The 12,597-nt window shown below is 55.3% G+C and carries 15 protein-coding genes; 7 read left to right on the forward strand and 8 right to left on the reverse strand.

All coding sequences use genetic code 11. The features are described 5' to 3' along the window. The first annotated feature begins 3 nt into the window (after nucleotides 1-3). Nucleotides 4-873 carry a carbohydrate ABC transporter permease gene (locus LJN55_RS11485; RefSeq protein ID WP_133846545.1) on the forward strand — a complete coding sequence of 290 codons (870 nt, stop codon included), beginning with the start codon at nucleotides 4-6 and terminating at the stop codon, nucleotides 871-873. Between the two features lie 2 nt (nucleotides 874-875). Then, nucleotides 876-1,691, forward strand: a complete 816-nt coding sequence (locus LJN55_RS11490; protein ID WP_133846546.1) for a carbohydrate ABC transporter permease — start codon at nucleotides 876-878, stop codon at nucleotides 1,689-1,691. 22 nt (nucleotides 1,692-1,713) lie between these two features. Here LJN55_RS11490 and LJN55_RS11495 read toward each other — a convergent pair whose 3' ends face one another. Beyond that, nucleotides 1,714-1,863 carry a hypothetical protein gene (locus LJN55_RS11495; protein ID WP_159338149.1) on the reverse strand — a complete coding sequence of 50 codons (150 nt, stop codon included), beginning with the start codon at nucleotides 1,861-1,863 and terminating at the stop codon, nucleotides 1,714-1,716. 245 nt (nucleotides 1,864-2,108) lie between these two features. Here LJN55_RS11495 and LJN55_RS11500 point away from each other — a divergent pair, with 245 nt between their 5' ends. Both LJN55_RS11500 and LJN55_RS11505 read left to right on the forward strand, forming a co-directional pair. After that, nucleotides 2,109-2,651, forward strand: coding sequence for a cytochrome b/b6 domain-containing protein (locus LJN55_RS11500; protein ID WP_227536290.1), 543 nt, complete (start codon nucleotides 2,109-2,111; stop codon nucleotides 2,649-2,651). Nucleotides 2,652-2,766: 115 nt separating this feature from the next. Next, entirely contained in the window at nucleotides 2,767-3,144 is a 378-nt protein-coding gene (locus LJN55_RS11505) for a DUF4354 family protein (protein ID WP_227536291.1), read from the forward strand. A 45-nt stretch (nucleotides 3,145-3,189) separates the two neighbouring features. Here the strand turns inward: LJN55_RS11505 and LJN55_RS11510 are convergent, their stop codons facing one another. The 5 genes from LJN55_RS11510 to LJN55_RS11530 are packed head-to-tail and all read right to left on the reverse strand — an operon-like array spanning nucleotide 3,190 to nucleotide 7,177. Continuing rightward, nucleotides 3,190-3,861, reverse strand: coding sequence for a flavin reductase family protein (locus tag LJN55_RS11510; protein ID WP_227536292.1), 672 nt, complete (start codon nucleotides 3,859-3,861; stop codon nucleotides 3,190-3,192). 1 nt (nucleotide 3,862) lies between these two features. Continuing rightward, entirely contained in the window at nucleotides 3,863-5,287 is a 1,425-nt protein-coding gene (locus tag LJN55_RS11515; protein WP_227536293.1) for a M24 family metallopeptidase, read from the reverse strand. A 23-nt stretch (nucleotides 5,288-5,310) separates the two neighbouring features. After that, complete coding sequence (locus LJN55_RS11520; RefSeq protein WP_133846549.1) at nucleotides 5,311-6,135, reverse strand: ABC transporter permease; 825 nt, start codon at nucleotides 6,133-6,135, stop codon at nucleotides 5,311-5,313. Next, entirely contained in the window at nucleotides 6,128-6,955 is an 828-nt protein-coding gene (locus LJN55_RS11525) for an ABC transporter permease (protein WP_159338147.1), read from the reverse strand. Before LJN55_RS11525 ends, LJN55_RS11520 begins: the two co-directional genes overlap by 8 nt. Before the next feature lie 9 nt (nucleotides 6,956-6,964). Beyond that, nucleotides 6,965-7,177: a hypothetical protein gene (locus LJN55_RS11530; RefSeq protein ID WP_227536294.1), complete on the reverse strand. Its 213-nt coding sequence runs from the start codon at nucleotides 7,175-7,177 to the stop codon at nucleotides 6,965-6,967. A 50-nt stretch (nucleotides 7,178-7,227) separates the two neighbouring features. Between LJN55_RS11530 and LJN55_RS11535 the strand changes: the two genes are divergently transcribed. From LJN55_RS11535 to LJN55_RS11545, 3 genes are all read left to right on the forward strand, one after another. Next, nucleotides 7,228-8,328, forward strand: coding sequence for a sugar phosphate isomerase/epimerase family protein (locus tag LJN55_RS11535; RefSeq protein WP_227536295.1), 1,101 nt, complete (start codon nucleotides 7,228-7,230; stop codon nucleotides 8,326-8,328). 108 nt (nucleotides 8,329-8,436) lie between these two features. After that, nucleotides 8,437-9,159, forward strand: a complete 723-nt coding sequence (locus tag LJN55_RS11540; protein WP_133846554.1) for a GntR family transcriptional regulator — start codon at nucleotides 8,437-8,439, stop codon at nucleotides 9,157-9,159. Nucleotides 9,160-9,234: 75 nt separating this feature from the next. Continuing rightward, nucleotides 9,235-9,648, forward strand: a complete 414-nt coding sequence (locus LJN55_RS11545; protein ID WP_159338239.1) for a GFA family protein — start codon at nucleotides 9,235-9,237, stop codon at nucleotides 9,646-9,648. Nucleotides 9,649-9,700: 52 nt separating this feature from the next. Here the strand turns inward: LJN55_RS11545 and katG are convergent, their stop codons facing one another. Together katG and satP are read right to left on the reverse strand one after the other, a co-directional pair. Next, nucleotides 9,701-11,878, reverse strand: coding sequence for a catalase/peroxidase HPI (gene katG / locus LJN55_RS11550; RefSeq protein ID WP_167863955.1), 2,178 nt, complete (start codon nucleotides 11,876-11,878; stop codon nucleotides 9,701-9,703). A 149-nt stretch (nucleotides 11,879-12,027) separates the two neighbouring features. After that, nucleotides 12,028-12,594 (reverse strand): acetate uptake transporter, encoded by a 567-nt coding sequence (gene satP / locus LJN55_RS11555; RefSeq protein ID WP_227536381.1) that lies wholly within the window; start codon nucleotides 12,592-12,594, stop codon nucleotides 12,028-12,030. Nucleotides 12,595-12,597: the final 3 nt, after the last annotated feature.

Raw genomic sequence — 12,597 nt, forward strand, 5'->3', positions numbered from 1 at the left:
TTTATGTTGAATCTAAGCCCCTGGCGTAATTTTCTTTATCTTCTTCCTGCGGTGCTGGTGTATGGCGTCTTTTTGCTGCTGCCACTGTTGGCATCGCTGGGTATCAGCTTTACCGAATGGGACGGTACCTCGTCCCCGGTATTTGCCGGTATCAGTAACTATATGCGGATGTTCAGCGATCCGGTGTTCTGGATTGCGCTGGGGAACAACGCCCTGCTGATGCTGTTTTATACGCTGCTGCCTATCGGCATTGGGCTGCTGCTGTGCAGTTTCCTGAATGATATGCGCAGCAATACAGAACGCAGTCTGCTGCGCATCCTGTTCTTCCTGCCGTACATTATGCCGATGGCGGTACTGGGCGTTGTATGGCGCTGGCTGTATAACCCGGCCTTTGGCCCCATCGATCAGCTGTTGCGCGCCATCGGCCTGCCACATCTGGCGCTCTCCTGGCTGGGCGATTTTACCTGGGCGCTGCCCGCCGTTGGTATGGTCGCGACCTGGTATTTCTTCGGCTTTTGTCTGGTGCTGTTTATGGCGGGCCTGCAACGTATGGATCCGTCACTGTTGGAAGCGGCCGATCTTGATGGCTCGTCAAGACGACAAAAATTTATGCGCATCACGCTGCCGGGGTTAAGACCTGAGGTGCGTATCGCACTGCTGCTGACGGTGATCGCCAGCCTGAAAACGTTCGACCTGGTGTATGTGATGACGCAGGGCGGCCCCGGCACCTCGACCATGGTCACCAATATCTTTATGTATAAGCAGGGCTTCGACCTGCACTATTTCGGCTATGCCTCTTCGGTTGCGGTCTTCAGTATGGTGATCGTCTTGCTGATTAACTGGCTGATTCATCTGGCGTTAAAGGAGCGTTAATCATGCACAAAACGCCGGTAAGTTCCCGTGCGCTGATCTGGGTGGTGGCGCTGCTCACCGTGCTGCCGTTTATGCTGGCGCTGCTGACTTCATTTAAAACGCAGATGGAGCTGTTTCAGGGTGTGTTTACGCTGCCTGGCTCTTTCAATGTGAAAAATTACATCACGGCCTGGCAGCAGGGGCATTTTAATGTCTATTTCCTGAACTCTGTGCTGGTGGTGATCCCGGTGGTGGTGTGCAGTATTTTTCTCGGCATTCTGGCGGGGTTTGGGTTCGCCTGGTTGAAGATCCCCGGTAAGAAAGTGATTGCCGCGATGTTTGCCCTCGGCATGGTGCTACCGAGCGAGGCGTTTATCATTCCGCTTTACCATGAGTTGCGCTGGATGGGGCTGACCAATACCTATCTGGCGTTGATCATTCCGCAGATCGCGCTGTCGCTGCCGTTTACCACGCTGATGATTGCCAGTGCGTTTCAGCAGGTGCCGAAAGAGCTGGTGGAAGCGGCGGTGATGGACGGCGCATCACGGGTGAAAATTCTCTGGGGGTTGCTGGTGCCCGCCATCGGGCAGACGCTATCAACGCTGGCGCTGCTGCTGTTTATCTGGACGTGGAATGAGTTTTTGATGCCGCTGATTCTGGTGAATAAAGATGAGCTGCGCACGCTACCCATCGGCATGATGTTATTCCAGAACCGCAACACCATTGATATTCCGGTGCTGATGGCCGGCGCGATGATCGTTATCCTGCCGTTGATGGCGGTGTTTTTAATCTTCCAGCGCAAGTTTATCAGCGGCGTGACCGAGGGCGCGGTGAAATAGGGGGCTGATATCCCCCATCCTGTTAACGACCTTTTTCTTTTCTGACTAATGCCGGGTAACTGTATTCCGCCGCGTTCCCGGTGCGGATGTCTAAGACCGTGTAACGGGCATCCGGGAAACGGCCTGCTTTGCCGGTTACCAGCAGGGCGCGGCCGCGCTGATCGTTAAACATCTTTCCCGCAGGGAACCTGGGGGCGTCCGGGTTTTTACAGGGGCAGTCAGAGCGGCATGTCATGATGGTGCCTCGCGATGGCAGAGGGATAACAGGAATAGGTCCGGGTGATATTGTGCCACAGCGGCGGCCAAAACGTCGTGGTGGAACGAGGTTTTTTGGCGCCTATCGGTAAATTTTGCCTGTGGTTAAAACGTGTTAGCCGGATATACTGCGCGCAAACTTATTCAATGACTCTGCGGGTAATGCAAAAAAAATACACTTTCCCTTTGATTGCGCTGCACTGGCTGACGGTGTTTCTGCTGCTTCTGGCTTATGGTTCCATTTTGATCAGCGACTATGCACAGCCGGGAACCTGGCACGGTTATGCTATTGCAGTGACCCACGTGACCGCCGGGGCAACGGTGCTTGTCACCATGATCATGCGTTTGATGATCCGTATGCGCAGACGATCGCCCGCAATTATTCCCCCACCGAAACGCTGGCATACCGCGCTGAGTCATTTAACCCATACCTGCATTTACGCCCTGTTTATTTCCCTGCCAGCGCTGGCGCTGACCTCCCATTACTTCTGGGGTGGGGAGTGGAGCCTGTACGGACTGCCGATGCCCGTGGCCGCCGTGCCCGATACTGAACTATCGGAAACGCTGATCCACTGGCACGCCGTAATGGCGCCCCTCGGCTACTGGCTGATTGGTTTACACGCGCTGGCGGCGCTGGTGCATCACTATATTTTTCGTGATAACACCCTGATCAGGATGATGCCATCACTGCGCAAAAGAGCATAAATTCCGAAGCAATCCTGTTTATGAAAAGGTTAACTGACTGGCGCTAATATCATCGGGCCATATCAGGTATCGTGATGATAGCCATGATGGTTAACTTTTCAGAAAAGGACGTTATATGAAAATTTCTAGCCTGACCGCCTGTTTAATACTGGTGGGTTCTTGCTTTGCGGTGAATGCCGCGATGCAAGATAATGTGATGGTCTACGCTTCAGCCAGATCGGATGGATCAATGTCAGCCGGAGCGAAAAGCTTTTATACGAAAACTTTTGATGTCAGCATCACAAACATGTCCAATAAAACCATTGATTTATCGAAATATTGTTTAACAGCTTACTCACCCGATCATCAGGCGTTTAAGCTGGACACCGTTGATGACATGCTCACCAACGGTAAACTTAATGAAGGCAAATCAGTCAAAGGTCAGGCGGTGTTCTCCTCCGAAAGTGAAAAAGTCTATCACGCCGCGATGATTAAAATTAAAGCCTGCCAGTAAAATAAAGCAGCCGGTAACGGCTGCTATTTACCCCTGACCGACAGACTATTCCACGCCCGCATTTGACGCGGTTTTACGCTGTTCCCACTCCTCGTTGCTCAGGGTTTTGATATCGAACTGGTCGCGCGTGCGGGTATACGTGTGCCCGCCCATACGGCCAACGGCATCCATCAACTGCTGATCGACATGCAGGTTTTCCAGGTTAACCGCATCGCTGCGGACATAAACGCCCAGCACTTCGCCGAGGATAATCTCGCGTGCCGGGCCCACTTGTAAAGTGGTATGGCGGCGGCACTCCAGCGCGGCCGGGGCGGCCAGAATCCGCGGACTGCGTACCATTTTACCGGGTGTGGTTTCCAGCCCGGCTAACGCTAGTTCGTCCACCTCCGGGCCAAACTTGATGGCGCAGATCTCCATCTGTTCAACCAGTGCATCATCCACGATATGCACTGTAAATTCGCCCGTTTCACGGATATTGCGCGCCGTATCTTTAAAACGCATATCCGCATAGTTTTCCACGCCGATGGCGACAATCGCCGGATCATGCGTCAGTACGTTAAAGAAGCTGAACGGGCCGGCATTGGGCATACCGTCCTTACTCAGGGTGGTGACCAGTGCGATAGGGCGCGGGATTACCGTCCCGATGAGCAGCTTATAGCGATCGCGTTCGCCCAGCTGGGCAAAGTCAAACCAGGTATGTCCCGGCATATTTTTCATTTCAGACTCCGGCAGTTATGCGGTGAGTGTCCAGCGGGGTATGGTGGCTGAGGTTTTCAAATCCCTCTTTCGTGACAACGTAACAATCACCGATATTGCAGCCCGCTGACAGCGGCTCCAGCCACTGTGTGTGCATCACGAAAATCATGCCTTCTTCCAGACGCTCGTAGTTATGAGAGGAGATGTTGAAACTGTTCTGACCGCCCGCCATGCCGACCGAATGGCCCAGGTTCGGGTTATGCGGCCCGTGCGTTGCCGGGTAGACGTGCATCAGCTTGCGCCCCTGGGCTTCATAATCGGCATCAGGCACATACTGCTGTGGGATCAGACGCGCTGTTCCGTCGGGCATCGGTGACCAGTTATAGGGCATGGTGCGCGCCTCCGGGGAGGTCAGCAGCCCGGCATCAATCATCGGTGCAAACGCCGCGTTGTTGATATCGCGCATCAGCGCCCCCGGTTTAATCAGCTTTTCGGCCTGCTTCACGCCAGCGGTGCAGGCAGCCAGCACGCGCTCCTGACGTTCAGTTATCTCACCCACCGCAATCATCCGCGCGGTCTGTGCGGTATAGCCGCGCCAGGTCACGTTGGAAATGTACAGATTGATCAGATCGCCCGGCCGCACAACGTGACCATAAGGTTTGCCGCAGTGGGTGCCGAACTGGTTAATGCCAATCTGATAGCCATCACCCGTTTCGCCGCCGAACGCCAGCTGCGCACAGCTGAAGGCCGCATAGATTTCATGATCGGTGACGCCCGGTTTCGTCACGTGATACGCCGCCTGGGTGCCAATGCTGATGAGCTGCGCGGCAGCGCGGAACATCTCAACTTCACGCGGCGAGCGGACCTTCTGCAAACGCTCAAGGATGGCACTATCCTCGACATATTTCGCAGCGGGTGTCAGCGATGCCAGCGCCGCCCAGAAGGTTAACGAGGTCCGATCACCGATTTTGCCCATCTGCGCTTTTGCCAGCCCGAAACGGGCCAGCACCTCAGCACATTTTTCTGCCGTTTTGACCACCGAATCGCCGGGGCGGTCAGCGTATTCGCGACCAATCGGGCCAATCTGCCAGATTTCATCAACCAGCAGCGGCTCACCACCGGGGGGAAGCAATACCGACTGCGTGAAAAAGGAGAGCAGTACCAGCGGTTTGTTACTGTCGGTCGGGATAATCAGCACACCTTCACGCATCCAGTCACAGAGATAGCGCAGCCAGGGGTTAGAAGCATGGAACCAGCCAACGCTCCCGGCATGGACGATAATCGCGTCATGTCCCGCCTCCACCGCCTGACGACGCACTTTACGCAAACGTTCTTCGAACTCTTCTAACGGTAACGGCAGCGGCGCTGAAAATTCAAAATCCGGCTGGAAATCGGCCAGCAGCGCGCCAATGCGATAGCCAGCGGCCTGAGTCGCACGAGTATTCATAGTCTTTCCTTGTCGTCAAAAAATCAGGGTTGCTGTGGTCGCGGTGCCAGCACGCGCCGGGCGACCAGCAGACCAAGCAGGGTGATCGCGATTAAAATCCCGGAGATGGCCGCAACACGAACGTCGAGCGACTCCTCGATCAGTGCGAACATACGCAGCGGCAAGACGGTGGTGCGGGCATCGGCAAGGAACAGCGAAACCGAGACATTATCCAGAGACTGAATAAACACCAGAAACGCCCCTGCCATAATGCCCGGCATCAGCAGCGGTAAGGTGACGCGGCGCAGTGTCATAAACCAGCTGGCCCCCATCGTGGCCGAGGCTTCCGCCAGCGAAGGGTTCATCCCCTGCGCCACCACCGACACGGCGCGATACATCAGGGGGCCAAACACCACAACATGGCCAAGAATGGTCAGCCACAATGACGGCGGGAAGCCGATAAAATTGGCAACAATCAGCGCGGCCAGCCCGTAGACCAGGCTTGGCAGCACCAGCGGTGCCAGCAGCAACGGTTCGATGGTGCTGACATTTCTGCGCTTCATCCGCGTCATACCGATGGTGGCAGGCACGGCGAAGATCAGCGCACCCAGTACGGCCAGGGCGGCGATTTTTAACGAATTTCCGGCGGCAACGTGCTCCGTGGCTGAGCGGACCGGATCTAACAAGGCCTCGTACCAGCGCAGAGAGAAACCCTGCGGCGGGTATTTCAGGGTCTGCCCGGAGGTGAATGACATCATCAGTGCAATCACTATCGGGGCCACCAGATAGATCACGCAAAGCGAGCCAAATCCGTAGACAAAGAGTTTATACAGCAGGCCGGGAACAGGGTTTTCGCGTCGATTAAGCATGACCGTTCAGTCTCCGGTGGCGTGAAATCATCGTGAGTGCGACCAGCAGGCACCCGGTGGACACCAGGAGCACCACGGCAATAGCGGAAGCCAGCGGCCAGTCGAACAGCGTACCCACTTCGCGGTAAATCAGCTGAGGGACATACACATTACGCGCTCCGCCAATCACCGCCTGGGTAACGAATGAACTGCTGGTACTGGCAAACACCAGTATCCAGCCTGCCAGCAGGCCCGGCAGCATCAACGGCAGCAGCACGGTGACCAAAATTCGCCATGCGCCCGCTCCGGACACCTGAGCGGCTTCGGTCAGTTGATAAGGTGTGCGCGACAGAATGGCGATCAGCGGCAGGATGATCAGCGGGAGATCAATCTGGCACATCGCCATCACCAGTCCGGTTTCGGTAAACATCAGACTGGTCGGCATTCCCGTTATCCCCATGGCCATCAGCGCCTCGCTGATCGGCCCCTGGCGGCCAAGGATGACAATCCAGGCAAAGGTGCGTACCACGTTACTGGTCAGCATCGGGATCAGCGTCAGGAAGATCAGCACCTGACGTAAGTGACGCCCGCTGTGCCAGTAAAGCAGGGCAATCGGCACGCCCAGCAGTGTCGTTCCTATGACCGTTTCAATCCCCAGCCTGGCGGTGTTCATCAGCACACGGAAGTTAAAGCTATCACCAAAGAAACGCGCGTAATGGCTTAACGTGACACCGTCACCGGACGTGAAGCTGAAACCAACCAGAACCGCCAGCGGTGTGGCAAAGAACACCAGTGAAAGCAATAACATGGGGACAACATAAGGAAAGCCGCTCTGTTTCATCACATCACCTTAACCGGCAACCAGGGAATCAAACTGGCGTATCCAGTTATCACGGTTTTTGTTAATCGCAGTCCAGTCCGGGTAGACCAATGATTTCAGCTGCTCACGCGTGACATAGGCAGCAATTGCCGGTGTCAGGGCGACGTTTTTATTGGTCGGGAACATCTCGACGGGGGGTTGCATCAGTGCGGTTTGTGCCGCCTGAGAGATGGCGGCATCCATATAGGCATAGGCCGCAAGTCAGTGATTTGTTAACCTTAAAGGAATCGTCAATGAAGTTAGGCATCGATGGGTTGAAACTACCCGAAGTTAAAAAACGTGGCCCGCTGGCCAGCCTGGATCATGTTAAGTCACTGGGGCTTCAGGGCATCTTCTTCAGCACGGTGCTGGATATGAGCCCCGATCTGGACAGCGGTTTACTGCGGGATATCCGCGCAAAAGCCGATGAACTGGGTCTGTATCTGGAAAGCGGCCTCGGAAAAATCAACCCTTATTGCAGCGCAGAAGCACCAGAACTGCGGGCCATCGGCAATGGCGATATTATTGCAGGGCTGACCCGCATGATTGAAGCCAGCGCAGCGATTGGCTGCCGGGAAATGTGGGTTTCACCGGGTAATTTTAAACCTGCCTATCCTGGCCGTCTGGCGGCCGACCGTTTCCGTACCGATGTCACATGGGAAGAGCAGCTGGCAGGCATGGCAAATGTCATGCGTAAGCTGGCCCCGGTTGCCCGCGCTCACGGCGTGCATATGAATATCGAGACTCACGATGAGATCACCTCTTTCGAAATACTGCGGATGATTGAGGCCGTAGGGGAAGAGTGCGCGGGGGTGGTGCTGGATACTGCCAATATGCTGCAACGCGGCGAAGACCCGGTGCTGGCCACTCAACGCCTGGCACCCTGGGTGCGTCAGACCCATATTAAAGATGCGTACATTGGACGCGCTCCGGGGGGACTGGATTTTCAGCCGCGCCCATGTGGCAGCGGCGTGGTGGATTTTGCTGCTATTCTGTCGATTCTGGCACAGGTCAACCCACAGCTGAATCTGTCGCTGGAAATCGCCCAATCGACCGACGATAATCGACGCCGTCCTCATCCGCGTCAGTGTATTCAGATTGACGATCCGCTCTGGCGCGCCGGGCATCCCGACCTGACGGCCAGCGAGCTGGAGGCGTATTTTGCCACCATTGATGCCTGTGCTCAGCGCGTTGCCGCTGGCGAGGTTGAAGACTGGGAAAGTTATGAACGTAGCCGCTACGGTTACCCAAGCTACGAGCATCAATCTTACGGGTTTAATGAAGCGATTCGTTTTATTCAGCAATCGGCAGCACATATCCGGGCCATCTGTCGCGCTCAGGGCATCGTGTTATAACCCGGTTACGTATCAATATCATTATCACGATATAGAAGGCAGTCACCGTTGTGTTGCGGTAACGTACTCAGCATGCGGTCAGGGTTCAGACAGAGGATGAACAAGCTAATGAAAAAAACGCGTGCCAGGGCGACACCGGTTGCTAGCGCCGACAGTCATGATGACGTATCCGAGCGGATTCGCGTCACGCTGGCGGCGGCAATTGGTGAAGGGGCGCTAAAGCCCGGCAGTAAAATTCTTGAGGAAGCTATCGCCGAACATTTCGGCGTGAGCCGGACGGTGGTGCGGGGCGCGCTGGGCGTGCTGGAAAGCGATCATCTGCTGGAGCGCAAAAGAAATCGCGGCACTTTTGTTGCCGAACCGAGCGTTGAGCAGGCCAGGCACTTGTTTGAAGCCCGGCGTCAGTTAGAGGGTATCCTGCTGGCGTTCGTGGTGGATCGGGCCACCCCAGAGCAGCTGGATAGCCTGGAAAAGCTGGCAGATGAAGAAGAACAGATCCATCATCATGGCGACGAGAAATCGAAAACAGTGTTGTCCGGCAAGTTCCATATCGTTCTGGCAGAGCTGGCCGGTAATCCCGTGCTGACCGAGATGCTGACGAAGATTGTTGCGCGGCTGTCGCTGGTGATGTCGCTGTATGAGGAGGATCGCAAAGATGATTGCGGTGCTGACCATCATCGCCAGATTGTCGCGGCGCTTAAAGCGAAAGATTTAGCTAAGGCCCGGGCGTTGATGGACCACCATCTTGCCGATATTGAGGGGCGGGTGCGGCTGACGGAAGGCCATGGTGACCGGCATTCCTTTATGTCGATGTTGGAAAACTTTTCCTGAGCCGACATCACAGTATTGTCACCAGGAGCGCAGATAATGTCAGCTGGCTCCTCAACTGATAACGGGATTATGACGATGACGGAGAACATTTCTGCTCAGTGCCACTGCGGCGCAGTGGCCTTTAACGTTACGCTTATTGATGGCCTGAATAGCGCGCGGCGCTGCAACTGCACTTTTTGCCGGATGCGGGGCGCCGTGGTGGTGTTTGCGTCAGCAATCGATGTGATAAAGGGCAAAGAAGCCCTGACGGAGTATCGGTTTAACAGCCGGGAAGTGGCACACTATTTCTGTTCTGTCTGCGGCATCTATACCTTCCATCAGAGCCGCTCGAATCCTCATCAGTACGGGGTCAATGCGGCCTGCCTCGAAGGCGTATCGCCGTTTGATTTTACCGCTTTGAATGTCACAGATGGAGTAAATCATCCGAAGGATGGCGGTGCAGGCGGGGTGGCGGGTGTATTATCGTACGTCCCCAGCGAGAGGAAATAACGCAGGCGTTGAGAAAAAGGGTAAGCGGCATGGATCCGCTTACCCGCAGGAATTACTGAACGTCGAAACGATCGAGATTCATGACTTTCGTCCAGGCAGCGACGAAATCGAGCACAAACTGATGCTGGTAACTGTCGCTGGCATACACTTCCGCCAGTGAACGCAGTATTGCGTTGGAACCAAACACCAGGTCTGCACGTGTTGCGGTGTATTTCAGCTGACCAGTGGTACGATCATGCCCTTCATAGTGTTCTTTAGCGTCATCACTTGCGCGCCAGACGGTGCCCATATCTAACAGATTGACAAAGAAATCATTGCTGAGCACACCCACCCGGTCGGTAAACACACCGTGCGGGGTGTTATCGACGTTCGCCCCGATAACACGCAGCCCACCGATTAACACCGTCAACTCAGGTGCGGTCAGCGTAAGTTGCTGCGCTTTGTCGATCAGCATATTTTCTGTCGATGCACTGCTTCTGCCACTTTTGTAGTTACGGAAACCGTCAGCAACCGGTTCAAGTACCGCAAAGGAAGCCACATCCGTTTGCTCAATGCGCGCATCCACCCGGCCAGGTAAGAAGGGCACATCAATCAGGACGCCCGCAGCTGCGGCCGCTTTTTCAACGCCCACTGTACCTGCCAGAACAATCGTGTCGGCGAGAGAGAGCTTCCCTGACTGCTGTTGAATCGCCTCAAGCTGAGGTAGCACACGACTGGCGATACGGTTAACTTCCCAGTGACGTTGCGGCTCAAGGGCCAGACGCGCACCGTTGGCACCACCGCGTTTATCGCCACCGCGGAAGGTGGAAGCAGAGGCCCACGCCACTGATACCAGCTCACTCACCGAAAGAGAGGAGTCCGCAATCCGCTTTTTCACCGCGGCAATATCCGCAGGCACCGGGTGATGCACCGCAGCAGGCAACGGATCCTGCCAGATAAAATCTTCCGCCGGGATTTCAGGCCCCAGATAGATACTTTTCGGCCCCAGATCGCGGTGGGTCAGTTTGAACCAGGCGCGGGCGAAGGCGTCATTGAACGCATTGTGATCGTTCAGGAAACGACGTGAGATTTTCTCAAACTCAGGGTCAAAACGTAACGTCAGGTCGGTTACCAGCATCGTCGGTTTACGTTTTTTCGTTGCATCAAACGGATCGGGGATCAGGTCTTCCGCATCTTTAGCTTCAAACTGGATCGCGCCTGCCGGGCTGCGGGTCTGCACCCACTCATATTTGAACAGGTTCTCGAAAAAGTAATGGCTCCAGTGCATTGGCGTCTGGCTCCAGATCACTTCCAGACCTGAGGTGATGCTGTCCGCGCCGATGCCCGAACCGTGAGTACTGACCCAGCCAAGTCCCTGCTGCTCAAGCGATGCCGCTTCAGGTTCAGCGCCAACGTGGGTCGCTTCGCCCGCGCCGTGGGTTTTGCCCAGCGTATGGCCACCGGCAATCAGGGCAACGATCTCTTCGTCATCCATCGCCATATTGCCGAAGGTTGCCCTGATGGCCGCCGCTGCCGAGGCCGGGTCGCCGCTGGCGTTCGGGCCTTCAGGGTTAACGTAAATCAGCCCCATTTCAGTGGCAGACAGAGGATTGCTGGCGAGACTTTCCGGGTGACGGTGCGTCAGCCATTCTTTTTCATCGCCCCAGTTCACGTCCAGATCGGGTTCCCAGACATCCTGGCGGCCCGCCGCAAAGCCAATCGTCTGGAAACCGGAGTTTTCCAGTGCCACATTCCCCGCCAGAATAATCAGGTCAGCCCAGGAGATCTGTTGACCGTATTTTTGCTTCACCGGCCACAGCAGACGTCGTGCTTTATCCAGACTGACGTTATCCGGCCAGGAGTTGAGCGGGGCGAAACGCTGCTGACCGCGCCCGGCACCGCCACGACCATCCACCATGCGGTAGGTGCCAGCACTGTGCCAGGCCATACGAATAAACAGCCCGGCATAATTACCCCAGTCAGCGGGCCACCACGGCTGAGAATCGGTCAGTAATGCTTTGAGATCGGCTTTAAGGGCAGGGTAATCAAGCTTCTTGAATTCTTCACGATAGTTAAAATCAACGCCGAGGGGATTGGAACGGTTGGAATGCTGGCTCAGAAGATCGACTCTTAGCTGTTTTGGCCACCAGTCATTGCTACTGGTGCCACTGCCTGCAATGGGTTTGGCGGCTCCCGCGTGGAAAGGACACTGCGCGGCTGAAGCATTTGGGTTTTCCGACGATTGGCTCATTTCTCTATCCACCTTTTTATTGTGTGGTTTTAAAATAGTGCATTCTGAGGTGGGGGTACATCTGGATAACCCTATTAATGTGATAGAGAATAAGTACGTGGCTAACAAAGGGGCTGAGTGGCCACGCTGGCGGTGGCCACAACGGTAAGTTAGTGTTTTTCACCCACAGGCAGGATGCTGCGACCGAACTGCTCATTCAGCACTTCAGCCATCGCCAGATAAAACGCGCTGCCTCCGCAGACAACACCAATCCAGCCAGCAACGTGAATGATCGCCGGGTTATCCACCAGATGGCCAATCGCCAGCAGGGCGAACAGCACGGTCAGGCTGAAGAACACACATTGAAGTGCGCGGTTGCCTGCCAGGGTGCCGAAGAACATGAATAACGTAAACACGCCCCACAGACCCAGATACGCCCCGAGGAAATGCCCGTTTGCTGCCTCTGTCAGACCCATTTTCGGCATCAGCAAAATCGCTACCAGCGTCAGCCAGAAGCAACCGTAAGAGGTAAATGCGGTTAAACCGAAGGTGTTCCCTTTTTTATATTCCAGCAGACCCGCGAATATTTGCGCGATGCCGCCATAAAAGATGCCCATTGCCAGGATAATAACATCCATTGGGAAAAAACCTATATTATGCAGGTTCAGCAAAATGGTGGTCATGCCAAAACCCATCAGGCCCAGCGGAGCCGGATTAGCTAACTTAACGGTGCCCATAAA

This window comes from Erwinia rhapontici (genome assembly GCF_020683125.1).
GTDB classification, from domain to species: domain Bacteria; phylum Pseudomonadota; class Gammaproteobacteria; order Enterobacterales; family Enterobacteriaceae; genus Erwinia; species Erwinia rhapontici.

Coding starts and splice junctions, on each gene's coding strand:
- LJN55_RS11485 (WP_133846545.1), top strand. CDS start 4: ATGTTGAATCTAAGCCCCTGGCGTAATTTTCTTTATCTTCTTCCTGCG.
- LJN55_RS11490 (WP_133846546.1), top strand. CDS start 876: ATGCACAAAACGCCGGTAAGTTCCCGTGCGCTGATCTGGGTGGTGGCG.
- LJN55_RS11495 (WP_159338149.1), bottom strand. CDS start 1,863: ATGTTTAACGATCAGCGCGGCCGCGCCCTGCTGGTAACCGGCAAAGCA.
- LJN55_RS11500 (WP_227536290.1), top strand. CDS start 2,109: ATGCAAAAAAAATACACTTTCCCTTTGATTGCGCTGCACTGGCTGACG.
- LJN55_RS11505 (WP_227536291.1), top strand. CDS start 2,767: ATGAAAATTTCTAGCCTGACCGCCTGTTTAATACTGGTGGGTTCTTGC.
- LJN55_RS11510 (WP_227536292.1), bottom strand. CDS start 3,861: ATGAAAAATATGCCGGGACATACCTGGTTTGACTTTGCCCAGCTGGGC.
- LJN55_RS11515 (WP_227536293.1), bottom strand. CDS start 5,287: ATGAATACTCGTGCGACTCAGGCCGCTGGCTATCGCATTGGCGCGCTG.
- LJN55_RS11520 (WP_133846549.1), bottom strand. CDS start 6,135: ATGCTTAATCGACGCGAAAACCCTGTTCCCGGCCTGCTGTATAAACTC.
- LJN55_RS11525 (WP_159338147.1), bottom strand. CDS start 6,955: ATGAAACAGAGCGGCTTTCCTTATGTTGTCCCCATGTTATTGCTTTCA.
- LJN55_RS11530 (WP_227536294.1), bottom strand. CDS start 7,177: ATGGATGCCGCCATCTCTCAGGCGGCACAAACCGCACTGATGCAACCC.
- LJN55_RS11535 (WP_227536295.1), top strand. CDS start 7,228: ATGAAGTTAGGCATCGATGGGTTGAAACTACCCGAAGTTAAAAAACGT.
- LJN55_RS11540 (WP_133846554.1), top strand. CDS start 8,437: ATGAAAAAAACGCGTGCCAGGGCGACACCGGTTGCTAGCGCCGACAGT.
- LJN55_RS11545 (WP_159338239.1), top strand. CDS start 9,235: ATGACGGAGAACATTTCTGCTCAGTGCCACTGCGGCGCAGTGGCCTTT.
- katG (WP_167863955.1), bottom strand. CDS start 11,878: ATGAGCCAATCGTCGGAAAACCCAAATGCTTCAGCCGCGCAGTGTCCT.
- satP (WP_227536381.1), bottom strand. CDS start 12,594: ATGGGCACCGTTAAGTTAGCTAATCCGGCTCCGCTGGGCCTGATGGGT.